We start from the raw sequence: 23655 nt of genomic DNA, 5'->3' as shown, positions 1-23655 counted from the left end.
TGGAGTAAAATATGAACATCAACAGAGATTTCATACATCATTTTGTCCTGAGCTTTCATGACAGCATTATGAGAGATGGGAAATTATGTAAATTTTCTGATACTCTTCCTGAAAATGGCAGTTATGATAATATCACTTATCAGAAGATTTATGCTCTGAGATTCATTCCCGCTTATTATTTTGAATACTGCATACTTGCGGAGGAGTTAAAAAATCGATTATTGCCTAATGGTCCTTATGATATAAATGTAGCATCATTTGGCTGTGGATTATCTCCTGATTATTATGCGCTTAGTCACAACATGGACCACATTACCTTTCATTATACTGGTTATGATGTATGCGCATGGGAAAGCAGAGCATTATTACCCGCACACGCTGACAACATCACATTTAATAACGCCTCGATAGATGATATCAGTCAACACGAGCTTAATCAGTATGACGTGTTTGTCTTCCCCAAATCGCTTGGCGATATTGCTGCAAACGCGAATTTAGACGCATTCGCCGAAAAAATCGCACAAACATCTAAAGAGAGAATTTTCTTTTTAAACTCGTTTATAAGCACCGAACACAGAAGAAACGATCACCATATTAATATTTTTGGAAGTATCGACAGCGCATTAACTCGTATGGGTTTTGAATGTTCGGACGACAGAACTGAAACCTATTATAATTATCAAGGAGAGAATCGTTCCCACGGACTTAAACGAATCAATCAAAATTTTCATTACCCCGACATCCTACCTATTTGTAGAGATGATTGTGAAGAAGCATGTAATGCAAATAAAAGTCCTGTATTTACAAATATGTTTATGAATTATCAGATTTTGGAATATACGCGATGATTATCAGCGCCAGTCGTAGAACGGATATTCCGGCTTTTTATAGCGAATGGTTTATGAACCGTATTCGAGCTGGTTTTTTACTGACCAGAAATCCTTTTAACTATAATCAAATTTCACGCGTCTCACTACTGCCTGAAGATGTCGATGCGATTGTTTTCTGGACGCGCAATCCGACAAAGCTGCTACTTCACATAGATGAGCTAATGCAGTTAGGGTATCGTTTTTATTTCCAGTTTACGATCACTGGCTACCCACGTGCCCTGGACCCCAAAACGCTAAACCCGCACAAGGCGCTAGATGTATTCAAACGGCTAGCAGAGAAGATAGGCAAAGATAAAGTCATCTGGCGCTACGATCCCATACTGTTCTCGAATCTACTCCCCTTTAAGGAGCATATTCGCCTCTTCAGCAAGCTTGCGCGTGAGTTAGAAGGCCATACAGAGCGGGTGGTTATTAGCTTTGCTGATTTTTATCAGAAGACTGAAAAAAACTTAAAAACCGTCGACTCACTCATCTATAGCGATATTACACAAAACCAGGATCTCTGCATGCTGATGGCGGAAAAGTTAGCAGCTATTGCCTACCAGCATGGACTATCGATATTTAGCTGTGCGGAAAATATTGAGCTGGCACAGAAAGGCGTTCAGCATGGCAAATGTATTGATGAAGCCTTAATTAACTCTCTATTTGGATTACAGCTGGCTGGCAGCAAGGATCAAGGTCAACGTGAAGCCTGCGGCTGCGTAAAAAGCATCGATATCGGAGTTTATAATACCTGTCTACATGGCTGTAAGTACTGTTATGCTACGTTCAATAGCGCTCAAGCTAACAAAAACTTTAAGGAACACGATCCGCAAAGCCCTTTCCTGATAGGCAGTTCTGAAAACGTCGATCCACGTCTTTTAGAGCCGATGATCTTCCAGCAGAATTTATTTTAATTCTTCTGACAATCGCGCATGGCAAGCAGACGCAACCGTTTTCCTTGCCTGATTTCCATGCTATTCTCTGTGCCCTGTTACGCGCTATGCCGCACATCCACAGGAGTTTTTAGACGCATGTCTTCGAGCAATAATCCGGTACGTATCGCCATCGTGATGGGGTCCAAAAGTGACTGGGCAACCATGCAGTTCGCCGCTGAAGTCCTCGACATCCTGCACGTTCCCCACCATGTTGAAGTCGTTTCCGCCCATCGCACCCCGGATAAACTGTTTAGCTTCGCCGAAGGCGCAGAGCAGAATGGCTATCAGGTGATTATTGCCGGTGCTGGCGGCGCGGCGCATCTGCCGGGCATGATCGCAGCCAAAACCCTGGTGCCGGTGCTGGGCGTACCGGTGCAGAGCGCGGCGCTCAGCGGCGTCGATAGCCTCTACTCTATCGTTCAGATGCCGCGCGGTATTCCCGTCGGCACGCTGGCGATTGGTAAAGCCGGTGCCGCCAACGCGGCGCTGCTGGCTGCGCAGATCCTTGCGACCCACGACCGCGATCTGCATCAGCGCCTGGCAGAGTGGCGTAAAGCCCAGACCGACGAGGTGCTGGATAACCCGGATCCGCGAGGTGCGGCATGAAGCAGGTATGCGTCCTCGGTAACGGCCAGCTAGGCCGAATGCTGCGTCAGGCTGGTGAGCCGCTGGGCATCGCCGTCTGGCCGGTGGGGCTGGACGACGAGCCGGAAGCCGTCCCCTTTGCGCAGAGCGTAATTACCGCCGAGATTGAGCGCTGGCCGGAAACGGCATTGACCCATGAGCTGGCGCGTCATCCGGCATTTGTTAATCGCGACGTCTTTCCAATTATTGCCGACCGTTTAACTCAGAAGCAGCTCTTTGACCGTCTCTCGCTGGCGACCGCGCCGTGGCAGCTGCTGGCCAGCGCCGACGAGTGGCCTAAGGTGTTTGACTCCCTGGGTGAGCTGGCGATTGTTAAGCGCCGGGTGGGCGGCTACGACGGCCGCGGCCAGTGGCGTCTGCGCGCCGGTGAAACCGAGACGCTGCCAGCGGAGTGCTACGGGGAGTGCATCGTTGAGCAGGGCATCAACTTTAGCGGCGAAGTATCGCTGGTTGGCGCACGCGGCCACGACGGCAGCACCGTGTTCTATCCTCTGACCCATAACCTGCATCAGGACGGGATCCTGCGCACCAGCGTGGCTTTCCCGCTGGCCGACGCAGAGCAGCAGACGCAGGCCGAAGCGATGCTGGGCGCGATCATGGCAGAGCTGGGCTACGTTGGCGTGATGGCGATGGAGTGCTTTGTGACCCCTGGCGGCCTGCTGATTAACGAGCTGGCTCCGCGCGTGCACAACAGCGGCCACTGGACGCAAAACGGCGCGTCGATCAGCCAGTTTGAACTGCACCTGCGCGCGATTACCGACCTGCCGCTGCCGAAGCCGGTGGTCAATGCCCCGTCGGTGATGATCAACCTGATTGGCAGCGATCTCAACTACGACTGGCTGAAGCTGCCGCTGGTGCATCTGCACTGGTATGACAAAGAGGTGCGCGCTGGCCGTAAGGTGGGGCACCTGAACCTCAACGACAGCGATACCGACCGCCTGAGCGCAACCCTGGAAGCGATCGTCCCACTATTACCGCCGGAGTATGCCAGCGGTATCGCATGGGCGTGCGCGAAGCTCGGTTAAGCGTTTCCGCATTTTTTGTCATGTACACCGGGTAAGCGCACGTGCAACCCGGTCGTACCGCTCCCCGTATCATTTTTTTCTCCCACCGCACAAATGGACGCGTAAAATAGCGCAATCTGACGTACAACGTTGCTCTTTGATGTGCAGAAGGAAGTCCCATGAGCGAAGGCATGGATTATTGCGCGATCCTCACCGCTGATACCCCCCTGCTGGATGTACGCGCCCCGGTTGAATTTGCCCAAGGCGCAATGCCGTCGGCAATTAATCTCCCGTTGATGAACGATGAAGAGCGTACGGCAGTCGGCACCTGCTATAAGCACCAGGGCCCTGAGGCCGCGTTAACGCTCGGGCATCAACTGGTGTCTGGCATTACGCGCGAACAGCGCATTCAATCATGGCGCCATGCCTGCCTGCGTCATCCCGACGGCTATCTGTGCTGCGCACGTGGCGGCCAGCGTTCGCATATCACACAACAGTGGCTGCGCGAGGCAGGTATTGACTATCCGTTAATTCCCGGCGGCTATAAGGCCCTGCGTCAGGCGGCAATACTCGCCACGGAGCAGCGCGTCCAGCGTCCGCTGATCCTGATCGGCGGCTGCACCGGCAGCGGTAAAACCGATCTGGTGCGCCAGCATCCTGACGGCATCGATCTGGAAGATCTGGCTCGCCATCGTGGATCGTCATTTGGCCGCACGCTGCAACCACAGCGTTCGCAGGCAAGCTTTGAAAATGCGCTGGCGGTAGAACTGCTTAAACGCGACGCGACGCGCCTGGTGCTGGAAGATGAAGGCCGGACGATCGGCGGCAACCATTTGCCGGGCTGCCTGTATGAACGCATGGTAGAGTCGCCTATCGCAGTGGTGGACGATCCGTTTGACCTGCGCGTGGCGCGTCTGCATAACGAGTACTTTGTGCGTATGCAGCACGATTTTACCGCAGCACACGGCGAGGAGGCGGGCTGGCAGAACTATGCCGAATACCTGCACCATGGGCTGTTCGCCATCCGTCGCCGTCTGGGATTACAGCGTTTTGCCGAACTCAGCGCACACCTTGACAGTGCCCTGGCGATCCAGCAGCAGCGCGGCGATACCGGCGACCATGATGCCTGGCTGGTGCCGTTACTGAAGGAGTATTACGATCCGATGTACCGCTATCAGTTAGACAAGAAAGCCGCGAAGATTGTCTTTCGCGGCTCGTGGCAGGAGGTCAACGGCTGGTTGCAAAACGCCTAGTCAGCGGCGGCCTCGCTTGTCGGCTCGTGCGGCCAGCCAGTCCCCCAGCATCTGCACCACCTGCACCAAAATAATCAGCGCCACCACGGTGACCACCATTACCTGCGTCTCATAGCGGTAGTAGCCGTAGCGGATCGCCAGATCCCCTACCCCACCGCCGCCGACGATCCCCGCCATCGCCGAGTAGCCGATCAGGCTCACCAGAGTAATGGTCAGGCCGCGCAGCAGGCCCGCGCTGGCCTCCGGCAACAGCACGGTGCAGATGATACGCAGCGGGCTAGCACCAAAAGCTTCGGCGGCCTCGATAATTCCCTTATCCACCTCGCGCAAGGCGCTGTCTACCAGCCGGGCATAGAAGGCAATGGCGGCAACCGAGAGCGGCACCGAGGCCGCAATCGGCCCGATGGTGTTGCCAAGCAGGAACTGCGTGAGCGGCAGGAGCAGCACCAGCAGGATCACAAAAGGCACGGAGCGGATAATGTTCACCAGCACGGAGCTGATGAGATACACCGCGCGGTTCTGCCAGAAGAGATGCCGATCGGTCACAAAGATCAGAAAGCCGAGCGGCAGACCGCCGACGATAGCCAGCACCGTTGAGATGCTCAGCATCTGGAAGGTTTCGCCAAAGGCCAGGCTCAGATCGGCCAGTAAATCATCCACGAAGCACCTCCACCTGGGCTGTACGCTGACGGATATGGTCGACGGCGGCCTCGACCGCGGTCGGATTATCGGCGGCGGTTAAGCGAACCACCAGGATCCCCAGCGCCCGCTCGCCAAGATACTCAATTTTGCCATGCAGAATATTCACCGCCACGCCAAACATCACCGCCACCTCAGAGAGCACCGGCTGCTCGGCTGAATCGCCGATGAACAGAATTTTCACCAGCTGCCCCGGCAGATCCTGCTGCAGCCGTTCTGGCAGAGTCAGATTCAAGGTGTGCGAAACCAGCTGCTGGGTAAACGGATGCTGCGGGTGGGCGAAGATATCAAATACCTCGCCCAGCTCAACCACCTTGCCTGCGGACATCACCGCCACCCGGTCGCAGATCGATTTGATCACGTTCATCTCATGGGTGATCAGCACGATGGTGATCCCCAGCCGGGCATTGATCTCTTTCAGCAGGGCGAGGATCGTCGCAGAGGTCTCCAGATCCAGCGCCGAGGTCGGCTCGTCGCAGAGCAGCACGTCAGGATGATTGGCAATCGCGCGGGCGATCCCCACCCGCTGCTTCTGCCCGCCGCTCAGCTGCGCCGGAAAGCGGCCTGCTTTATCGGCAAGGCCTACCAGCTCCAGGATCTCTTTAACCCGAGGCGCAATCTCACCGCTGGCCCACCCCGCCGCCTTCAGGCTGAACGCGACGTTCTGCGCCACGGTGCGGGTGTGCATCAGATTAAAGTGCTGGAAGATCATACCGATGCGCTGGCGTGCCTTGCGCAGCGTGACGCCTTCTAGCGTGGAGATCGCCACGCCGTTGATCTTCACCTCGCCCTGGCTGGGGCGCTGGAGGGCATTCAGGGTGCGCAGCAGGGTACTTTTCCCTGCGCCGCTGGTGCCAACGATGCCAAAAATCTCCCCTGCCGTGATATGCAGGCTGACATCGTCCACCGCCCGGGTCGTGGGCCCCTTGCCTGCGGCAAAATCGACGCAGACGTTATTTAGCTCAATCATGCATCCACTCTGGCTTCTGGAAGGCGTTGAAGATGTTCTTCGGATCGTCAATCACCGCCCGGTAGGCCGGAGACTGCACCGCAGCCACGATGTCTTTGGCGAACGGCTTATCGGCATCTTCGCTACGCACCGCGATAACGTTTTTCAGGTTCTCGTCCAGCTGCTCCTGCTTAAGGGCAGAGGAGAGCTTCAGGCCAGCGGCAATGGCAAAGTTACCGTTTACCAGCGCGGCGCTGGCGCTATCCAACGTACGCGGCAGCTGGGCCGCTTCCAGCGGTTTAAACACCAGCCCTTTCGGGTTGCTGGCGATATCGCGCTCGGAGGCTTTGGTCGGGTCGATATTCTCTTTGATGGTGATCAGCTGCATCGCCTGAAGGAAACGCAGGCCGCGCGCCAGGTTAGTGGGATCGTTGGATAGGGTGACGATATCGCCCTTCTTCAGCTGATCGACGCTAATAACCTTATGGGAGTAGAGGCCCATGCCCGCCGTGGGAACGACAATCAGCTTCGTGAGCTTCAGCCCTTTATCGGCCGCGAACTTGTCTAAGTAGAGCGAGTGCTGGAACAGGTTGGCATCGATGCTGCCGTTAGAGAGCGCCATGTTCGGCTGAACGTAGTCGCTAAACTCGCGCACCACGACCTTATAGCCCTTCTCCTTCAGCGAAGGGGCAATGGCCTGTTTGACCATATCGCCGTAGGGACCCGGCGCGACGCCGAAGGTGATGGTTTGCGGATCGCTGGCGTGGGCAAACGGTAGACCACAGGCTAAAAGCAGTGCAGCAACGCTGGCACGAAAGCTGAGACGACGTCCCATAGATTCTCCCAAAGTGTATTGTGTTTGCTGTATGACGCGCCGGACTAAGCGGCGCGCTTTTTTGACAATTTATGCATAACGCAGAGCGTTAAGATGGCATAAACCCGGCCCGGCGGTAATTGAAAAAATTTCATATAGATAGCAGTGCCCCGGCAAACGCACGCGCCGCCGGGGACAGGACGCTTATTAGAAGTCGTAGCGCAGACGCACCAGGTTCATATCGCCCAGATTGTCAGTGCTAGAGGTAAAGACGTGCTCGTAATCAACGCGGAAGCCGTAATCCAGCTGGAAGGTGACGCCAACGCCGTTATCGGTGCGCAGGTAGTCGCGGCCATTCAGGTACTCAATACGATCGCCCATCACGTAGGGCTGCACGGATTTAAGCGCATACTGACCCACCGGGATTTTGTAACCGGCGAAGTACTCAATCCCCCACGCATCACCGGCGAAGTAGTGGTCGATAGAGACTTTTTTGGTAGTCATAAAGTTCTGATACCAGCCGCCACCCACGGAGATTGTCCAGCGATCCGGCGACCAGCTTAGCGCCGTACCGACAATGTTTTGATCCCAGGTTTTGCTGTCGCTGTTATGCGGATTGTAGATTTTTGCCCGCGTGTAGTTCCATGCCGTCCCCCAGGTAAGATCGGAGGTCAGACGGTAGTCGAGACCCAGCGAGCCGCCGCCGGTACGCTCATAGCGCAGGCCGTTCATCGGGTTATAGTTGTCTTTAAACAGATAAGAGGCGTAGATATCAGCATCGCCTACGGTCTTCTTATACTTCAGCATCTTGCGTGAACGGTAGGAGCCATCATAATCGCCATTGATACCGTTGCCCGGTGCCTGGCCAATCATGTCGTAATCCCAGATATCGGTTTTGGCCCCGATCACGTCGTAGTAGACGCTGTTCTGCTGGCCAAAGGTCAGCACGCCCCAGGTTTTACTTTTAAAGCCGGTATAGAGCATGCGGCGGCTGGTATCATCTGCTCCTTTGGCGTAGTGGTTATCCCAGTCAAATACCGCCGGAATATTCACACCCACTTCGTAATAGTTGGTCCAGTTGATATCATCAAACAGGTAGTAATCCGCTGCGAAACGGAAACGCGTGCCGCCGTCAAAGCCGTTGCGTTTGTAAGAGCCTTTATCGCCATCGCCGGTCATATTGTTGAACTGGGGACGAATACTGCCGCCAACGGCAAAGTTGAGGCGGCTCAGCGCGTCACCTGCGGCTGGGTCCTGCTTTAAAAGTGTAATCTCTGCCTGAGTAGTAAAAGAGGTGACTGCCACTGCTGCGCCGATCGTGATTGCCAGCGCTTTTATTTTTATAGCCATGAGACTATTTCCTTGATGAATAGACAGCTAACTATTTAGCAAGCAAATAATATCGTTTATTAAGGTGGGGGTGTTGCGGCTTTTTTGCGGTTTTGTGCTGTCAAAACATCGAGTTGGTGAATAATCATCGAGGGGAAAAATTGCGCACCGAGATAATTCCCGGCGCGCATTAGAGGTTAAATTACCCAGCAAACTGGCGGAACAGCGCTTTGCCCTTTAATAACCGGGTGCCCAGCCAGCCGCCGCAGATCGAGAGCAGCAGCGCGCCACAGAGCGGCAGCGTCAGCCACAGCCGCCAGTCGGGCTGCCACGGGAAATCAAATACCCGCGTCTGCAATACCGCCAGCGCCGTCTCCGCGCCGATGGCCGCCACCAGCCCGGCGACAAAGCCCAGCAGCGCGAACTCGCACCACAGGGTCGTGCGCAGCAGACGTTTACCTGCCCCCAGCGTACGGTAGACCACCAGCTCCTGATGCCGCTGGCGCATGCCAACCTGCACCTGAGCCAGCAGCAGCAGAATGCCGCAGAGCGTCACCAGCACTACCATCACCTCCAGCGCGCGGCTCACCTGCCCCAGCACCTGGCCGACCTGCTTTAAGATCGCCCCGATATCCAGCAGGCTCACCGTAGGAAACGCCCGATTAAGCTGGGTCAGCATGCCGTTGCCGTTCTCCCAGCGGAAGCTGGTCAGCCAGCTCTGGGGCTGGTTATCCAGCGCGCCGGGCGGGAAGATGAAGAAGAAGTTCGGCCGCAGGCTCTCCCAATCCACCTTACGCAGGCTCGTCACCCTGGCCGTGAAGTCCTGGGTATCGCCCATAAAGGTAACGCTATCGCCAAGACGGATCTTAAGCCGCTCCGCCAGCCCCTCCTCCATTGACACTTCTCCCGCCTTGGGCGGCCAGCTGCCCGCGGTGAGTGGATTGTGATCCGGCCGGTTCGCCTGCCAGGTGAGGTTCAGCTCCCGGTTCAGCGCCTCTTCCTTATTGCCCTCGGTGGTCTGGCCGTTAATCTGGGTCAGGCGCGCCCGCACGATGGGGTAGAACGACTCCGGAACGATCTGATGCTCGTCAAGAAACGTCTTCAGCGGCATCACCTGCTCGGAAGCGATATTGATCAGGAAGTAGTTGGGACTCTCGGCAGGAAGCTGCTGCTGCCAGCGATCGAGCAGATCGCCACGCAGCACCAGCAGCATCGCCAGCAGCATGAATGAAAGCGAGAACGCCGAGAGCTGGCTCAGGGTCGACCACGGCTGACGTAGCAGTCGGTTGACCGCCAGCCGCAGCGCCAGCGACTTCAGGGTCAGCCGCTTGAGGACGTTAAGCAGCATCCAGCCCACCAGCCCACAGAGCAGAGCCAGCACCACCGCGCCCGCTAATACGGCCCACAGCAGCATGCTGCCGCCCATCAGCCAGGCCAGCAGCGCGATAGCCACAGCAGCAACAATGGGCAGATAGAGCTTAAGCGGCCAGACGTTAGCCACCGCATCACGGCGCAGGACGCGGATCGGCGCGGTGGCCAGCAGCAGACGATAGGGCCGCAGCCCCACCAGCAGGGAGATCACCAGCATCGCTCCCGTCGCCCACAGCCATGGCCAGAGGCTGGCAGGCGGCAGCGCAGCGGGCAGCACCGGCTTGAGGAGGATCATCAGCACCTGCTCAAACAGCAGGCCGATAGCGCCCCCGGTGACAGTGGCAAGGGCCAGCACCAGCAGCCACTGGCCGACGATCAGCCTTTGCAGCTGGGCGCGCCCTGCCCCCAGCGTTTTTAAGATTGCGACCAGATCGTAGCGGCTACGGCAGTAGTGGTTCATCGCCACCGCCACGGCGGCAATCGCCAGCAGCAGAGTCAGCAGGGCCGACAGTAGCAAGAACTGCTGCGAGCGCTCCAGCGATTTCCCCTGCGCGCCCTCGTCCTGCTCCAGGCCATACCAGCGCTGCTCCGGCTTAAGCTGCGGCAGGAGCCACTTTTCATACTCTTCAAGCTGCTGCGGCGTGCCGCCAAACTTGATGCGCCACATCACGCGGCTACCGGGCTGGACCGCGTCGGTCGCCTCTACGTCGGCAATGTTCATCATCAGGCGGGGCGCCATCTGGAAGGGGTTAAACCCGGCGTCCGGCTCCTGCACCACTTCGCCCGCAATCCGCAGGCGGGCGTCGCCAACATCGATATAGTCGCCGGTTTTCAACTCCAGCAGCGCCATCAGGCGCGGGGCGAGCAGCACCGTTCCCGCCTGCGGCTTGAGGCCCGGCGGATTGGTTTGCAGCTCGCCGTACATGGGATAGATAGCATCCACGGCCTTGACGTTAGCCAGCTGCGGCGTATCGCCAGCAAAGGTCATGGTGGCGAAGGTAAGCTGCTCCCCCACCTTCAGACCGCGCTTGCGCGCCTCCTCCAGCCACGCCGGGGGGATCTCGCGGGAGCTGCGCAGCGCCCGGTCGCCCGCCATAAAGTCGCGGCTCTGCTGACTTAGCCCTTTCTCCATGCGATCGCTGATGTTGCCCAGCGCCAGCACGCAGGCCACGGCCAGGCTGAGGGCCAGCCAGACGATCAGCAGCGACGGCGAACGCCATTCGCGCCAGAACCAGCGGGCAATCATGCTTCCTCCCGCAGTTCGCCGTTGACCAGCCGCAGGCGACGGTCGCAGCGGGCCGCCAGCTGCGGATCGTGCGTGACCAGGATCAGCGTGGTGCCATACTGCTGGTTCATCGAGAAGAGCAGATCGGCGATCTTATCTCCGGTCTGCCGGTCAAGGTTGCCGGTGGGCTCATCGGCAAACAGCACGCCGGGGCGGCCATTGAAGGCGCGGGCCAGGGCTACGCGCTGCTGCTCGCCGCCGGAGAGCTGGGCGGGAAGATGATCCAGTCGCTTGCCAAGTCCGAGCTCGGTCAGCAGCGCTTTGGCGTTCTCCCGGCTCTGGCGACCGTTCTCACCGCGCAGCAGCGCCGGAAGCTCGACGTTCTCCAGTGCGTTTAGGGTGGGGATCAGCATAAAGGACTGGAAGACAAAGCCGACGTTTTGCGCCCGCAGCGCCGCCCGTGCCTCTTCATCCATACTGTGCAGCGGCTGGCCCAGCAGGTTGACCTCGCCGCTGCTGCCGTCGTCCAGCCCGGCGAGGATCGCCAGCAGGGTGGACTTGCCGGATCCCGACTCGCCGATCAGGGCAATCGTCTGCGCCGGTTTGACAACTAGCTCAACTCCGGTGAGGATGGAAAGCTCATGTTCCCCCTGACCGACGGACTTCTTAAGATAATGAACTTCAACAATGTTTTCCGCTGGCATTTGCCCTTCCTGTTTATGCTTCTGTTTACCTTCCGTGCCGCAGCCGCTGACACGCTGTTGGTTCTCGGTGACAGCCTGAGCGCCGGATACCGCATGGCGGCCAATTCGGCCTGGCCTGCGCTGCTTAACGCTAAGTGGCAGCAGACGCCGTCGGTGGTTAATGCCAGTATAAGCGGCGATACCTCGCAGCAGGGGCTTTCTCGTCTGCCCGCGCTGCTGAAGCAGCACCAGCCGCGCTGGGTGCTGGTGGAGCTTGGGGGCAACGACGGCCTGCGGGGCTTTGCACCCCAGCAGACAGAGCAGACCCTGCGTAAAATTTTGCAGACCATTAAGGACGCTAACGCGCAGCCGCTGCTGATGCAGATCCGCCTGCCGCCCAACTTTGGTCGTCGCTATACGGAGACCTTTAGCGCCATCTACCCTGCGCTGGCGAAAGAGTTCAACGTGCCGCTGCTCCCCTTCTTTATGGAGGAGGTCTACCTCAAGCCGCAGTGGATGCAGGACGATGGCATTCACCCAAATCTGGATGCCCAGCCGTTTATCGCCGACTGGATGGCCACGCGCCTCGCACCTTTAGTTAACCATGACAGTTAACCATGACTCATAAATAATCGGGGACGCCTACGGGTAAAGTTATGCAAAAATCGGTCTTAATAACAGGATGTTCCAGCGGAATCGGTCTGGAAGCAGCGGTAGAGCTCAAGCGCCAGGGTTTTCATGTCCTCGCCGCCTGCCGCAAACCGGATGACGTCTCACGCATGAACGGGATGGGCTTTACCGGCATCCTGCTGGATCTCGACTCACCGGAGAGCGTCGATCGCGCCGCCGATGAGATTATCGCGCGGACCGACAACCGCCTGTACGGTATTTTTAACAACGCGGGCTACGGCGTCTACGGCCCGCTGGCTACCATCAGCCGCGAACAGATGGAGCAGCAGTTCTCCGCCAACTTCTTTGGCGCGCATCAGCTGACCATGCGCCTGCTGCCAGCAATGATCCCTCACGGCGAGGGGCGGATTGTGATGACCTCCTCAGTAATGGGGCTGATCTCAACGGCCGGACGCGGAGCCTATGCGGCGAGTAAATATGCCCTTGAGGCGTGGTCAGATGCCCTGCGCATGGAGCTGCGCCACAGCGGTATTCAGGTGAGCCTGATCGAGCCTGGCCCAATCCGCACGCGCTTTACCAAAAACGTCAACCAGACCCAGCAGGATAACCCGGTAGAAAATCCTGGCATTGCTGCACGGTTTACCCTCGGCCCGGAGGCGGTGGTGGCAAAAGTGCGCCATGCTTTTGAGAGCAAGCGTCCAAAGCTGCGCTATCCGGTGACGCTGGTCACCCATGCCGTCTGCTGGTTGAAACGCCTACTGCCGGGGCGGGCGATGGATAAAATTTTGCGCGGATGAGTTGAAGGCCCCGCCTCTCAACCCCATGTAAAGATAAACGTGAAAACAGAGAATTAGCTATGTCCGTACAGAATATTGTCACTATTACCGAAGCGAACCTCCAACAGACGCTAGAGCAGTCGGTCAACATTCCGGTGCTTTTCTACTTCTGGTCCGATCGTAGCCAGCACTGCCAGCAGTTGACCCCGGTGCTGGAGTCTCTGGCCGCGCAGTATAGCGGACAGTTTATTCTGGCGAAGGTAGACTGCGACGCCGAGCAGATGGTGGCCTCGCAGTTTGGCCTGCGGGCGATCCCAACCGTCTATCTGTTCCAGAACGGCCAGCCGGTGGACGGCTTCCAGGGCCCACAGCCGGAAGAGGCGATCCGCGCCCTGCTGGAGAAGGTCCTGCCCCGCCCCGAGGAGCTGAAAGCCCAGCAGGCGATGGCCCTGGCTCAGGAAGGCAACTATGCCGAGGCGCTGCCGCTGGCGAAAGAGGCCTGGCAGCTCTCAAACCAGAACGGCGAGTTCGGTCTGCTGCTGGCCGAGACGCTGATCGTTCTTAACCGCGCCGACGAAGCGGAAGCGGTGCTGAAAACCATTCCGCTACAGGATCAGGATACCCGCTATCAGGGCCTGGTGGCGCAGATCGAGCTGCTGAAAAAAGCCGCTGACACCCCGGAGATCCAGCTCCTGCAGCAGCAGGTTGAGCAGTCGCCGGAGAATGCCGAGCTGGCAACGCAGCTGGCGTTGCAGCTGCATCAGGTTGGGCGTAACGAAGAGGCGCTGGAGCTGCTGTTTAGCCACCTGCGTAAGGATCTCTCCGCCGCCAACGGCGAAGCGCGCAAGATGCTGCAGGAGATCCTCGCCGCGCTGGGCACCGGAGACGCGCTGGCGACCTCCTATCGCCGCAAGCTCTATTCACTGCTTTATTGATTGACCGCTATTGCGGCAGGGAGGGTGTAAATGCTTATCGTGATCCCGGTACTTATTTTCGTCGCGCTGGTGATTGTCGGCGCGGGCGTGAAGATTGTGCCGCAGGGCTATCAATGGACTGTGGAACGCTTCGGGCGTTATACCAAATCGTTACAGCCGGGCCTGAGCCTGGTTGTGCCGTTTATGGATCGGATTGGCCGCAAAATCAATATGATGGAGCAGGTGTTGGATATCCCTTCTCAGGAGGTGATCTCCAAGGATAACGCCAACGTCACCATCGATGCGGTGTGCTTTATCCAGGTGATCGACGCCCCGAAGGCGGCCTACGAGGTAAGCAACCTTGAGCTGGCCATCATCAATCTGACGATGACCAACATCCGTACCGTTTTAGGGTCGATGGAGCTGGACGAGATGCTCTCCCAGCGCGATAACATCAACACCCGCCTGCTGCATATCGTTGATGAGGCGACCAATCCCTGGGGGATCAAGGTGACGCGTATTGAGATCCGCGACGTGCGCCCGCCCGCTGAGCTTATCTCCTCCATGAACGCCCAGATGAAGGCCGAGCGAACCAAGCGCGCCTACATTCTGGAAGCAGAGGGGATCCGCCAGGCGCAGATCGTCAAAGCCGAAGGGGAGAAGCAGTCGAAGATCCTCAAGGCCGAGGGTGAGCGCCAGTCAGCGTTTTTGCAGGCCGAAGCGCGAGAACGTTCGGCAGAGGCAGAAGCCCGTGCCACCCAGATGGTCTCCGAGGCGATTGCCGCCGGGGATATTCAGGCGGTGAACTACTTTGTCGCGCAGAAATATACCGAAGCGCTACAGCATATCGGCTCATCTGCTAACAGTAAGGTGGTACTGATGCCGCTGGAGGCCAGCAGCCTGATGGGCTCTATCGCTGGGATCGCCGAGCTGGTGAAAGAGAGCGCCAGCGAACGGAAAAGCGTATGATCGACAGCCTGCTTCAGCACCCTCACCTCCTCTGGCTTAGCCTTGGCGGCCTGCTGCTGGCAGCCGAGATGCTGGGTGGAAATGGCTATCTGCTGTGGAGCGGCGTGGCAGCGGTGGTGACGGGCTTGCTGGTCTGGCTGCTGCCGTTCGGCTGGGAGTGGCAGGGCGCGCTGTTTGCCCTGCTCACCCTGCTGGCAGCGTGGCTGTGGTGGCGCTGGTTGGCCCGCCGCGTGCGCGAGCAGAAGCCTGCCGACGCGGCGCTTAACCAGCGTGGTGTCCAACTGGTGGGCAAACACTTTACCCTCGACACGGCTCTGGTCAACGGCCGCGGCCATATGCGCGTCGGCGACAGCACCTGGCCGGTGAGCGCCGACGACGATCTGCCTGCCGGTACGCCTGTCGAAGTAGTGGCGGTCGAGGGCATTACCCTGCGCATCAGAGCGCGTTAGCTCTCTTTAGCTGAATGACGATGGCAGCAGCCGGAGAGGTTATCGATAATCGGACAGTCGGCACCGTCGTCGCCCGGACAGGCGTTCGCTAAATCCAGCAACTGGTCGCGCATCGCCTGTAGCTCGACGATGTGGCGCTCAATCTCTGCCACCTTTTGCAAGGTATAGGCTTTCACATCGGCGCTGTGCCGGGCCGGATCGTTAAACAGGGTGACCAGCTCACCGCACTCCTCCAGATTAAACCCCACCTGCCGCGCCTGGCGCAGCAGGGTCAACTCATCCAGATGCTGCTGCGTGTAGCTGCGATAGCCGTTCTCGCTGCGCAGCGGCGGCGTCACCAGCCCCTTCTCTTCATAGAAGCGGATCGCCTTGCTGGTTAAGCCTGTCTTTTTTGCTACATCGCTTATGTTCATGGTTCCCCCTGACCTTCCCCTTAATAGAAGGTTACGTTCCTCAACGCTATTCATTCTCTGCTCAGTCGTCAACCTGTTTACAGAGGCATAGCATTTTTTAATATCCTTGGTTTACAAATTATCGCGAACCGCAATTAACCTTTTTATATATTCGTTATTTTGATCTTTTTGAAAGATTTCCTTGTTGAGTAAAAAAGTAAAGTTTTCGTTGAATGAATCCTTTAGCTGTGGATTGGCTCCTTTTTTTAACAAAAGCTCAATATGTTCGATTTTGCTTGCGTATAATGCATTGATTAATAATGTACGATCCATTGCACTTTTTGCGTTTACATCCGCTCCGTAGTCAAGCATAACGTTTAACGTTGCAGTGTTTTTCGCCTTTAAGGTTTCAAAAACTATTGGCTTATTGAAGGTCTTATCTTTAGCGTTTGGCGATAATCCGCCATCCAGCATTGCTTTAATCCAAGCTCCATTATCCCCCTGTAAGACAAACTCCGCAGGGCTACTACCACCCTCAGTTCGTGGTTGTAAAGGGTCTGCACCAGCTTTAACCAGATCTGTTATTATTTTTAGCCTGTCCGGCGTTGATTTATCCTTAGTTGAGTTCAGCACGGACCAGAAAAGTAATGTCATTTCCTCTTTCGCAGGTTGATTTAACTCTTCTTTACTGAGGGATGAAAGCTTCTCCTTTAGCTTTGCCTCATCGCCTTCATAAATCATCTGTGCCAATTCCAACTGGCGGCCGCCAAAAAAGTCCTGCGGTTCATATGGCATGTTTTTTTTACACCCCTGCATGATTAAAATGGTAAGTACTAACGCCAGTGTCCTTATCAGCTTATTCATATACGGCTCCTGATAGTGGCGATATCATTATCTTTTTCATCTTCGATAAGCTTTATTGTCTGGTCAATACCGTGCTTATCAAGAAGAGACCCTGTACCTCCGGAAAGAATGTGTTGCGCTCCAACTGCATCTGGTGCAGCTAGCGAACCCCATTCTTTTAAAGTAAAGGGCAAGGCTGCTCCCCAAGGTTTTTGCAAAGATTCAGGAAGCGCATTTTTTATAAGGTCATAATCTTCTTCGTTATGCACTTCTTGTAAAGACGTCAATAACTCGCCGTCAATCCTATAAGCCTTTATATTATTGGCACTACCCAAGATTTTACCACCATACTTTTCTACTGTTCCCGAATTTAGTCCAGCAGCATTGAATGTCCATGCAGATTGCCCACTTGCCATAGAAGCAGCCGAGGCCATTCCTCCTCCTAAAGAATGTCCTGATATATCAGTGTGTCCCCTGATTGCCTTACCTATATCGATAGCTTTTTTGTAATATTCAGACTCCATCCCTATTGCTTGCTCGATATTATTAGCCCAGTCTTTTATATTTTTTATTCCAGACACATCCCACTTTAAAAAAGCTTTCTTTGCGGCACTCATGAGTCCCTCTGGAAACTCTGGTGCTCTTGAACCCCTGAAGACAACGGTCGGGTTCATATCTTTACCAAAAACACTGCTTTCAGGTTCATACACTCTTGCCAAAAAATCAGGTGACTTATTGTTATCGTAGAGCATTTCACGGCTCAAACCAATTTTATTAAGTGCTCCTTCATCATTGCTGATGTCTTTCCATCCCTCTGGCACCCCCGGGGTATCCCGTAGTGGGTTTATGTTTTTATATACATTTTCTGCAAGCTTTGCCTTTTCAACGGCCTCGTTATTCTCAGCCAGTCTGTCTGACGCAAGCCTGGCATCAGGATAGATACTTCTCTGTCCAGTCCCTATTAGATATTGCCGTTCTTGCCAGCGCTGCGCTTTAGTCATAGGCTCCGCTATTTTGCGATGAGTTATCTTCCTATATTCTGTACGTATGTCAGTTTTAATCACTGGTTTTGACTTGGTCACCTGCGCCGGAAAGACTGAAGGCCGCGCCCGGCGGCCGCCCCAAAATCTCACCATTTCCTCATAGCGACGTATTATTTTATCAAGCGGGTAGTGCGATTTTGGTATATCTTGCATTCTCAGATGACCTTCTGTGTCGACGTAAAATGGCCCTATCGTTGCGAATATGCCAGGCCGAGTATCGACCGCCACAATTTCTCCTCTCTGTAGGCCACTTTGTACCTTCCCACGTAGATCCGAGCTTATCCCATTGTGCGTAACTCCGGCCTCATGACGTATCTTATCTGCTCCACGTAATCCAGTGAAGAGTGACAAAATATCCTTTTCTGGTATGTAGGAAAGTTCATGACAGGCGATGGCAGGATCTTCTATGCGGGGAAATTCGTCAGGCGAAAGTAAATCCTCAGCAATATAAAATAGCTTGAAACTAGAAAACATACCGACCCTTTTTTAAATGTCTATAGGCGTCATTATCGCACATCAATGGAAACAAACAATCCTCGTTCTCGTTACGGTAAGCTGTACTAGTGGCGATTAAAATAGTTCAACTATTCATAGCCTCCCCTAACATTCCCATTAATGGAAGGTTTATGTTCCTCCACGCTATTCATTTCCTGCTCGGGCGCCAAACTGTTTTAGGGTGTCCGAAAAATAGATGCAGTGTAATAGATCGCAAGCCAGCTTGACTTAAGTCAAGGTGAGTGAAATCAAGAGGCATAGGCTCATACATTATGAAAAACACAGAGATAACAAAAGCGATATAGGTGAGATGCAAAAACGAAAACTTATAATTTTTCCCGCCCTCTTATTCATTCTACCAATAAGTTACGGGGAAGCATTGGCCAAAGACATCACTCATAACGATTTACTCTCAAACCAGGGCGTGGAGAAATGCGCAGCCAAACCTGATCAAGAGAGCTATGACTGTTCTGATAAATTGATACAAAACTCAGATAACCATTTAAAGGACAGTTTTAGAAAGAAGCTTAAGGAAATTGAATCAGCTAATTATTCGCAATGGTGGATGGGCAGTGAAGAACAGCGCAAAACCATGAGCGCAAACTTTGCTAACAGCCAGAAAGCATGGGAGCAGTACAAATTAACCTACTGTAAGTCAGCAGCAGCCCCCTATGAAAACACGCAGGGATACGGTGATACCCTATCAAGCTGCTTTATAAATATGAACCAAAAAAGGATCGCTGAGATAGATATGATCTCTGTTGATTCGTCCAGGTGAAACAGAGGCACATAATGAAAAAATATATTGCTCTGTTTATACTGCTACTTCTCATACCCCAGATTTCCGTTTCCCAAAGCATAATTGATAACCATGAGGTAGACCTCTGCACTCAAAAATTTAATGACGAAAATAGTGAGTGCCTGGGTGACATTTCTGAAAAGTCAGAGGAAAAACTGAGGGAGGCATATAGTGCGAAGCTTAAGGAGTTAAAGAGCTTCGACTATAACCAATGGTGGATGGGCACCAGAGAGCAAAAAGATAACATGCTTAATCTCTTCAAGAAAAACCAGCAAAACTGGCTCACCTGGCGAGATGATTATTGCGGATTAGCCACTACTGCAACCCAAAACACCCATGGTTTTGCTAACGCCATTACCGCCTGTACGATAAACCTAAACAACCAAAGGATGAATGAAATCAGGATGATTATTCCCAGCCCCGCAGAGAAATAGCCGTTTCCTCGCAGCCTGCATGCACTATCGCGCCCTTTTACTTGACCTTCCCCTTAATGGAAGGTTTAAGCTTATAGACAGTTAGCCAACACACCGGCTCAGTCAATCCTACCAACACAGGAGTATGATGATGTCCCACACAATTGAACTGGCGCTGGAGGGTCTCTCCTGCGGCCACTGCGTCAAACGGGTGAAAGAGAGTCTTGAACAGCGGCCCGACGTTGAGCGCGCCGAGGTGACCATTGAACGAGCGGAAGTTATTGGCAGCGCCGATGCAGATGCACTGATCGATACCGTTAAACAGGCCGGGTACGGGGCGACGCTTAGCCACCCAAAGGCTGATCCGCTGGCAGAGTCATCACCTCCGTCGGAAGCACTGACAGCGGCCGAACCTGAGCTTCCGGCAGCGGATGATACTGACGACAGCCAGCAGCTGTTGTTGAGTGGCATGAGCTGCGCCAGCTGTGTTACCCGAGTACAGAAAGCCTTGCAGGCGGTACCCGGCGTAACCCAGGCACGGGTCAATCTGGCGGAGCGCTCTGCGCTGGTAATGGGCAGCGCTTCCGCCGCTGAATTAGTAAGCGCGGTGGAGAACGCGGGCTACGGCGCGGAGGCGATCGACGATGACGCCACCCGCCGCGAACGCCAGCAGGAGACCGCCGTTGCTACCATGAAACGCTTCCGCTGGCAGGCGATTGTTGCCCTGCTGGTGGGTATCCCGGTGATGGTTTGGGGTATGGCAGGTGACAATATGATGGTCACCGACGCCAACCGCAGCCTCTGGCTGGTTATCGGCCTGATCACCCTTGCGGTGATGGTCTTTGCCGGGGGCCACTTCTACCGCAGCGCTTGGAAAAGCCTGCTCAACCGTACCGCGACCATGGACACCCTGGTGGCGCTGGGAACCGGGGCGGCCTGGCTCTACTCCATGAGCGTTAACCTCTGGCCGGCGTGGTTCCCGATGGAGGCGCGCCATCTCTACTATGAAGCCAGCGCGATGATTATCGGCCTGATCAACCTTGGCCATATGCTGGAGGCTCGCGCCCGCCAGCGTTCATCGAAAGCGCTGGAGCGCCTGCTCGATCTCACCCCGCCTACCGCCAGAGTGGTGACTGACGCCGGGGAGGAGACCGTGCCCCTTGCCGAGGTTCATCCGGGCATGACGCTGCGCCTAACCACCGGCGATCGCGTTCCGGTGGACGGAGAGATTATCCAGGGCGAAGCCTGGCTTGATGAGGCGATGCTGACTGGCGAACCTGTCCCACAGCAGAAACAGCGTGACGATACGATCCATGCCGGGACGGTGGTCTCCGACGGCAGCGTGCTGTTTCGTGCCAGCCGCACCGGCAGCCACACCACCCTCTCGCGGATCGTCCGCCTGGTGCGTCAGGCCCAGAGCAGCAAGCCGGAAATCGGACAGCTGGCGGACAGGATCTCTGCGGTCTTCGTGCCGGTTGTGGTCGCCATCGCGCTGATTAGCGGCGCGATCTGGTACGTTTTTGGTCCTGCGCCGCAGATTGTCTATACCCTGGTGATCGCCACCACGGTGCTGATTATCGCCTGCCCCTGTGCGCTCGGACTGGCGACGCCAATGTCGATTATTTCCGGGGTTGGCCGCGCCGCCGAGTTCGGCGTGCTGGTACGCGATGCCGATGCGCTGCAACGTGCCAGCCAGCTCGATACGCTGGTGTTTGATAAGACCGGCACCCTTACCGAGGGTCGCCCGCAGGTGGTCACGGTCACAACCTACAGCGATCTCTCCAGCCAGCAGGCGCTGCGCCTGGCTGCCGCGTTGGAGCAGGGTTCGAGCCATCCGCTGGCCCGCGCCATTATCGACAAGGCCGGTACGGAGCCTCTGGCTGAGGTGATTAACTTTCGTACCCTGCGCGGGCTGGGCCTGAGCGGTGAGAGCGACGGTCGACGCCTGCTGCTGGGCAACCAGGCCTTACTGAATGAACAGGGTATTGATACCGCCGCGCTGGAGAGCGATATCGCTACCCAGGCGGCCACGGGTGCGACGCCGGTGCTGCTGGCGGTTGACGGCAAGGTGGCAGCGCTGTTTGCCATTCGCGATCCGCTGCGTGAGGATAGCGTGGCGGCGTTGCAACGACTGCATCAGGCGGGCTATCGCCTGGTGATGCTCACCGGTGACAACGCCGTGACCGCCAACGCTATCGCCAAAGAGGCCGGTATTGATGAGGTGATTGCCGGGGTGCTGCCCGATGGCAAAGCCGCGGCAATTCAGGCGCTGCAACGCCAGGGCCGTCAGGTCGCGATGGTGGGCGATGGTATCAACGACGCCCCGGCGCTGGCCCAGGCCGAAGTGGGTATCGCCATGGGCGGCGGCAGCGACGTAGCGATTGAGACCGCGGCCATCACCCTGATGCGCCACAGCCTGATGGGCGTGGCCGATGCGCTGGCCATCTCCCGCGCTACGCTGCGCAACATGAAGCAGAACCTGGTGGGGGCGTTTATCTACAACTCGCTGGGCATCCCGATTGCCGCCGGGATCCTCTGGCCGCTGACCGGAACGCTGCTGAACCCAGTGGTAGCCGGTGCGGCGATGGCGCTCTCCTCCATTACGGTGGTCAGCAACGCCAACCGCCTGCTGCGCTTTACCCCAAAAGAGTAGCGATTTGCACCTTCTCCCGGCTCGCGCTAGCATGAACTTTTCAGCCGGGAGAGCCTATGGGCCTGTTTAGCCGTTTAAAAATGCTGTTGGGCGCGCTGTATACCCGCACCTATTCGTGGCCCGCGCTGGACGTCACTCTGCCGGGCGGGCGCTACCTGCACCTTGTCGGCAGCATTCATATGGGCACTCGCGATATGTCTCCCCTGCCGGAGGGGCTGCTGCGCAAGCTCAAACAGGCCGACGCCCTGATCGTTGAGGCCGATGTCTCGGTGAGCGGTTCACCCTTCTCTGAGCTTCCCCCGCGCCCGCCGCTGGTCGAGCGGCTCGATCCTGCCCAGCTGGCCGATCTATCCCGCGTGCTGAACGAGCTGTCTCTGCCGCTGGAGACCTTTGACCAGCAGCCGGCCTGGAAAATCGCTCTGGTGTTGCAGGCAACCCAGGCCCAGCGACTCGGCCTGCGCCCCGACTACGGTATTGACTACCAGATGCTACAGGCCGCCCACGACAGGCAGATGCGGGTGATTGAGCTGGAAGGCACCGCGGATCAGGTGAACCTGCTCTGTCAGCTGCCGGAGGATGGTAAAGCGCTGCTGCTGGATACCCTTACCCACTGGCACACCAACGCCAGGCTGCTGCAGGTGATGTTGAGCTGGTGGCTCAATAGTCCACCTGCCGAAGCATCACAGTCGCTCCCCTCTACCTTTAGCCAGCCGCTCTACGACGTGCTGATGCACCAGCGTAACCAGGCCTGGTGTAAACGGCTGCTGGCGCTGCCGCCGGGCCACTATGTCGTCGCAGCCGGTGCGCTGCACCTCTACGGCGAAGGAAATTTGCCAACCCTGCTGCGGCAGAAAATTAACGCCTGAACGGCAAGATGGTACTATTTTTGCGAACGTCGTCAGGCGTATGCTGAAAGCTCGATCATCCGTAGTAAGAAGGATTTTTATGACTCCCGCCGTAAAGTTACTCGAAAAGAATAAGATCCCTTTTCAGCTGCATAGCTACGATCACGATCCCAATGAAACTAACTTTGGTGACGAGGTGGTGCGTAAGCTTGGCCTGAACGCCGACCAGGTCTACAAGACGCTGCTGGTGGCGGTAAACGGTGATATGAAGCAGCTGGCGGTCGCGGTAACGCCGGTAGCAGGTCAGCTGGATCTGAAGAAGGTAGCGAAAGCGCTAGGTGCGAAGAAGGTTGATATGGCCGATCCCGCCGTGGCCCAGCGCACCACCGGCTATCTGGTGGGCGGTATCAGTCCGCTGGGGCAGAAAAAGCGCCTGCCGACGCTTATCGACGCTCCCGCTCAGGAGTACGCGACGATCTACATCTCCGGCGGCAGACGCGGGCTGGATATTGAGCTGGCGGCAGGCGATCTGGCGAAGATGCTGGATGCAAAATTCGCCGATATCGCCCGCCGAGATTAAACAGCCTGCCCAACCCCGTAGGCCGGATAAGACGCGCTAGCGTCGCCGTCCTTCAACAGCTTACAAACGCCTGAT

24 protein-coding genes are annotated in these 23655 nt (G+C 56.2%); 15 read left to right on the top strand and 9 right to left on the bottom strand.

All coding sequences use genetic code 11. The features are described from left to right. Nucleotides 1–11 precede the first annotated feature (11 nt). The 5 genes from EV102420_RS11290 to mnmH all read left to right on the top strand — a co-directional run bounded on the left by EV102420_RS11290 (nt 12) and on the right by mnmH (nt 4709). Complete coding sequence (locus EV102420_RS11290; protein ID WP_042391729.1) at nt 12–848, top strand: hypothetical protein; 837 nt, start codon at nt 12–14, stop codon at nt 846–848. Next, entirely contained in the window at nt 845–1786 is a 942-nt protein-coding gene (locus EV102420_RS11285) for a DUF1848 domain-containing protein (protein WP_042391728.1), read from the top strand. Before EV102420_RS11290 ends, EV102420_RS11285 begins: the two co-directional genes overlap by 4 nt. A gap of 117 nt (nt 1787–1903) precedes the next feature. Next, on the top strand, nt 1904–2413 hold the full coding sequence (gene purE, locus EV102420_RS11280) for a 5-(carboxyamino)imidazole ribonucleotide mutase (RefSeq protein ID WP_042391726.1): 510 nt from the start codon (nt 1904–1906) through the stop codon (nt 2411–2413). Next, nucleotides 2410–3477 (top strand): 5-(carboxyamino)imidazole ribonucleotide synthase, encoded by a 1068-nt coding sequence (purK, locus tag EV102420_RS11275; RefSeq protein WP_042391725.1) that lies wholly within the window; start codon nt 2410–2412, stop codon nt 3475–3477. Before purE ends, purK begins: the two co-directional genes overlap by 4 nt. Before the next feature lie 158 nt (nt 3478–3635). After that, nucleotides 3636–4709: a tRNA 2-selenouridine(34) synthase MnmH gene (gene mnmH / locus EV102420_RS11270; protein WP_042391723.1), complete on the top strand. Its 1074-nt coding sequence runs from the start codon at nt 3636–3638 to the stop codon at nt 4707–4709. Here mnmH and EV102420_RS11265 read toward each other — a convergent pair whose 3' ends face one another. The 6 genes from EV102420_RS11265 to ybbA all read right to left on the bottom strand — a co-directional run bounded on the left by EV102420_RS11265 (nt 4710) and on the right by ybbA (nt 11800). After that, nucleotides 4710–5369 carry a methionine ABC transporter permease gene (locus EV102420_RS11265; protein WP_042391721.1) on the bottom strand — a complete coding sequence of 220 codons (660 nt, stop codon included), beginning with the start codon at nt 5367–5369 and terminating at the stop codon, nt 4710–4712. Then, nucleotides 5362–6378 carry a virulence-associated ABC transporter ATP-binding protein SfbB gene (sfbB, locus tag EV102420_RS11260; RefSeq protein ID WP_042391719.1) on the bottom strand — a complete coding sequence of 339 codons (1017 nt, stop codon included), beginning with the start codon at nt 6376–6378 and terminating at the stop codon, nt 5362–5364. The genes EV102420_RS11265 and sfbB overlap by 8 nt, the downstream gene beginning before the upstream one ends. Then, nucleotides 6371–7192 (bottom strand): MetQ/NlpA family ABC transporter substrate-binding protein, encoded by an 822-nt coding sequence (locus EV102420_RS11255; RefSeq protein ID WP_042391717.1) that lies wholly within the window; start codon nt 7190–7192, stop codon nt 6371–6373. Before EV102420_RS11255 ends, sfbB begins: the two co-directional genes overlap by 8 nt. A 186-nt stretch (nt 7193–7378) precedes the next feature. Beyond that, nucleotides 7379–8521 (bottom strand): porin, encoded by a 1143-nt coding sequence (locus tag EV102420_RS11250; RefSeq protein WP_042391715.1) that lies wholly within the window; start codon nt 8519–8521, stop codon nt 7379–7381. Nucleotides 8522–8702: 181 nt separating this feature from the next. Next, nucleotides 8703–11117, bottom strand: coding sequence for a putative ABC transporter permease subunit YbbP (ybbP, locus tag EV102420_RS11245; protein ID WP_042391713.1), 2415 nt, complete (start codon nt 11115–11117; stop codon nt 8703–8705). Further along, nucleotides 11114–11800: a putative ABC transporter ATP-binding protein YbbA gene (gene ybbA / locus EV102420_RS11240; RefSeq protein ID WP_042391711.1), complete on the bottom strand. Its 687-nt coding sequence runs from the start codon at nt 11798–11800 to the stop codon at nt 11114–11116. Before ybbA ends, ybbP begins: the two co-directional genes overlap by 4 nt. Here ybbA and tesA point away from each other — a divergent pair. The 5 genes from tesA to EV102420_RS11215 are packed head-to-tail and all read left to right on the top strand — an operon-like array spanning nt 11771 to nt 15517. Further along, nucleotides 11771–12394 (top strand): multifunctional acyl-CoA thioesterase I/protease I/lysophospholipase L1, encoded by a 624-nt coding sequence (gene tesA / locus EV102420_RS11235; protein ID WP_042391707.1) that lies wholly within the window; start codon nt 11771–11773, stop codon nt 12392–12394. The two genes, ybbA and tesA, sit on opposite strands and share 30 nt — an antisense overlap. 41 nt (nt 12395–12435) lie before the next feature. Continuing rightward, complete coding sequence (locus EV102420_RS11230) at nt 12436–13206, top strand: SDR family oxidoreductase (protein WP_042391706.1); 771 nt, start codon at nt 12436–12438, stop codon at nt 13204–13206. A gap of 59 nt (nt 13207–13265) precedes the next feature. Then, entirely contained in the window at nt 13266–14120 is an 855-nt protein-coding gene (locus EV102420_RS11225; RefSeq protein ID WP_042391703.1) for a thioredoxin family protein, read from the top strand. Between the two features lie 30 nt (nt 14121–14150). Then, the gene (locus EV102420_RS11220; RefSeq protein ID WP_042391702.1) at nt 14151–15068 is read left to right on the top strand and encodes an SPFH domain-containing protein; all 918 of its coding nucleotides are present in this window, start codon (nt 14151–14153) and stop codon (nt 15066–15068) included. Continuing rightward, nucleotides 15065–15517 carry an NfeD family protein gene (locus EV102420_RS11215; RefSeq protein WP_042391700.1) on the top strand — a complete coding sequence of 151 codons (453 nt, stop codon included), beginning with the start codon at nt 15065–15067 and terminating at the stop codon, nt 15515–15517. The genes EV102420_RS11220 and EV102420_RS11215 overlap by 4 nt, the downstream gene beginning before the upstream one ends. Here EV102420_RS11215 and cueR read toward each other — a convergent pair. The 3 genes from cueR to EV102420_RS11200 all read right to left on the bottom strand — a co-directional run bounded on the left by cueR (nt 15514) and on the right by EV102420_RS11200 (nt 18269). Beyond that, a complete protein-coding gene (gene cueR, locus EV102420_RS11210; protein WP_042391698.1) occupies nt 15514–15930 on the bottom strand; it encodes a Cu(I)-responsive transcriptional regulator in 417 nt (138 codons plus the stop codon). The two genes, EV102420_RS11215 and cueR, sit on opposite strands and share 4 nt — an antisense overlap. Before the next feature lie 111 nt (nt 15931–16041). Next, entirely contained in the window at nt 16042–16773 is a 732-nt protein-coding gene (locus EV102420_RS11205; RefSeq protein ID WP_042391696.1) for an ankyrin repeat domain-containing protein, read from the bottom strand. Continuing rightward, entirely contained in the window at nt 16770–18269 is a 1500-nt protein-coding gene (locus EV102420_RS11200; protein WP_042391694.1) for a Tle-like phospholipase domain-containing protein, read from the bottom strand. The genes EV102420_RS11205 and EV102420_RS11200 overlap by 4 nt, the downstream gene beginning before the upstream one ends. 400 nt (nt 18270–18669) lie before the next feature. Here EV102420_RS11200 and EV102420_RS20900 point away from each other — a divergent pair, with 400 nt between their 5' ends. The 5 genes from EV102420_RS20900 (at nt 18670) to ybaK (ending at nt 23580) form a co-directional block, all read left to right on the top strand. Continuing rightward, nucleotides 18670–19068 carry a lysozyme inhibitor LprI family protein gene (locus tag EV102420_RS20900; RefSeq protein ID WP_165570660.1) on the top strand — a complete coding sequence of 133 codons (399 nt, stop codon included), beginning with the start codon at nt 18670–18672 and terminating at the stop codon, nt 19066–19068. Nucleotides 19069–19082: 14 nt separating this feature from the next. After that, the gene (locus EV102420_RS11190; protein WP_042391692.1) at nt 19083–19523 is read left to right on the top strand and encodes a lysozyme inhibitor LprI family protein; all 441 of its coding nucleotides are present in this window, start codon (nt 19083–19085) and stop codon (nt 19521–19523) included. Between the two features lie 130 nt (nt 19524–19653). Next, entirely contained in the window at nt 19654–22155 is a 2502-nt protein-coding gene (copA, locus tag EV102420_RS11185; protein ID WP_042391690.1) for a copper-exporting P-type ATPase CopA, read from the top strand. 56 nt (nt 22156–22211) lie between these two features. Next, complete coding sequence (locus tag EV102420_RS11180) at nt 22212–23021, top strand: TraB/GumN family protein (protein WP_042391689.1); 810 nt, start codon at nt 22212–22214, stop codon at nt 23019–23021. Between the two features lie 79 nt (nt 23022–23100). After that, nucleotides 23101–23580: a Cys-tRNA(Pro)/Cys-tRNA(Cys) deacylase YbaK gene (ybaK, locus tag EV102420_RS11175; protein ID WP_042391687.1), complete on the top strand. Its 480-nt coding sequence runs from the start codon at nt 23101–23103 to the stop codon at nt 23578–23580. Nucleotides 23581–23655 lie beyond the last annotated feature (75 nt).

The organism is Pseudescherichia vulneris NBRC 102420 (assembly GCF_000759795.1).
Taxonomy (GTDB): domain Bacteria; phylum Pseudomonadota; class Gammaproteobacteria; order Enterobacterales; family Enterobacteriaceae; genus Pseudescherichia; species Pseudescherichia vulneris.
The sequence above is the reverse complement of the archived record's forward strand: the minus strand, read 5'-3'. Positions and strand labels throughout refer to the sequence as shown.

Excerpts from the sequence above, each read along its gene's own strand:
- EV102420_RS11220 (WP_042391702.1), top strand. The coding sequence starts at position 14,151 with ATGCTTATCGTGATCCCGGTACTTATTTTCGTCGCGCTGGTGATTGTC.
- EV102420_RS11285 (WP_042391728.1), top strand. The coding sequence starts at position 845 with ATGATTATCAGCGCCAGTCGTAGAACGGATATTCCGGCTTTTTATAGC.
- mnmH (WP_042391723.1), top strand. The coding sequence starts at position 3,636 with ATGAGCGAAGGCATGGATTATTGCGCGATCCTCACCGCTGATACCCCC.
- EV102420_RS11215 (WP_042391700.1), top strand. The coding sequence starts at position 15,065 with ATGATCGACAGCCTGCTTCAGCACCCTCACCTCCTCTGGCTTAGCCTT.
- EV102420_RS11250 (WP_042391715.1), bottom strand. The coding sequence starts at position 8,521 with ATGGCTATAAAAATAAAAGCGCTGGCAATCACGATCGGCGCAGCAGTG.
- ybbA (WP_042391711.1), bottom strand. The coding sequence starts at position 11,800 with ATGCCAGCGGAAAACATTGTTGAAGTTCATTATCTTAAGAAGTCCGTC.
- EV102420_RS11200 (WP_042391694.1), bottom strand. The coding sequence starts at position 18,269 with ATGTTTTCTAGTTTCAAGCTATTTTATATTGCTGAGGATTTACTTTCG.
- EV102420_RS11205 (WP_042391696.1), bottom strand. The coding sequence starts at position 16,773 with ATGAATAAGCTGATAAGGACACTGGCGTTAGTACTTACCATTTTAATC.
- tesA (WP_042391707.1), top strand. The coding sequence starts at position 11,771 with ATGAACTTCAACAATGTTTTCCGCTGGCATTTGCCCTTCCTGTTTATG.
- purK (WP_042391725.1), top strand. The coding sequence starts at position 2,410 with ATGAAGCAGGTATGCGTCCTCGGTAACGGCCAGCTAGGCCGAATGCTG.
- ybaK (WP_042391687.1), top strand. The coding sequence starts at position 23,101 with ATGACTCCCGCCGTAAAGTTACTCGAAAAGAATAAGATCCCTTTTCAG.
- EV102420_RS11255 (WP_042391717.1), bottom strand. The coding sequence starts at position 7,192 with ATGGGACGTCGTCTCAGCTTTCGTGCCAGCGTTGCTGCACTGCTTTTA.
- EV102420_RS11290 (WP_042391729.1), top strand. The coding sequence starts at position 12 with ATGAACATCAACAGAGATTTCATACATCATTTTGTCCTGAGCTTTCAT.
- copA (WP_042391690.1), top strand. The coding sequence starts at position 19,654 with ATGTCCCACACAATTGAACTGGCGCTGGAGGGTCTCTCCTGCGGCCAC.
- ybbP (WP_042391713.1), bottom strand. The coding sequence starts at position 11,117 with ATGATTGCCCGCTGGTTCTGGCGCGAATGGCGTTCGCCGTCGCTGCTG.
- cueR (WP_042391698.1), bottom strand. The coding sequence starts at position 15,930 with ATGAACATAAGCGATGTAGCAAAAAAGACAGGCTTAACCAGCAAGGCG.
- purE (WP_042391726.1), top strand. The coding sequence starts at position 1,904 with ATGTCTTCGAGCAATAATCCGGTACGTATCGCCATCGTGATGGGGTCC.
- EV102420_RS11180 (WP_042391689.1), top strand. The coding sequence starts at position 22,212 with ATGGGCCTGTTTAGCCGTTTAAAAATGCTGTTGGGCGCGCTGTATACC.
- EV102420_RS11225 (WP_042391703.1), top strand. The coding sequence starts at position 13,266 with ATGTCCGTACAGAATATTGTCACTATTACCGAAGCGAACCTCCAACAG.
- sfbB (WP_042391719.1), bottom strand. The coding sequence starts at position 6,378 with ATGATTGAGCTAAATAACGTCTGCGTCGATTTTGCCGCAGGCAAGGGG.
- EV102420_RS11230 (WP_042391706.1), top strand. The coding sequence starts at position 12,436 with ATGCAAAAATCGGTCTTAATAACAGGATGTTCCAGCGGAATCGGTCTG.
- EV102420_RS11190 (WP_042391692.1), top strand. The coding sequence starts at position 19,083 with ATGAAAAAATATATTGCTCTGTTTATACTGCTACTTCTCATACCCCAG.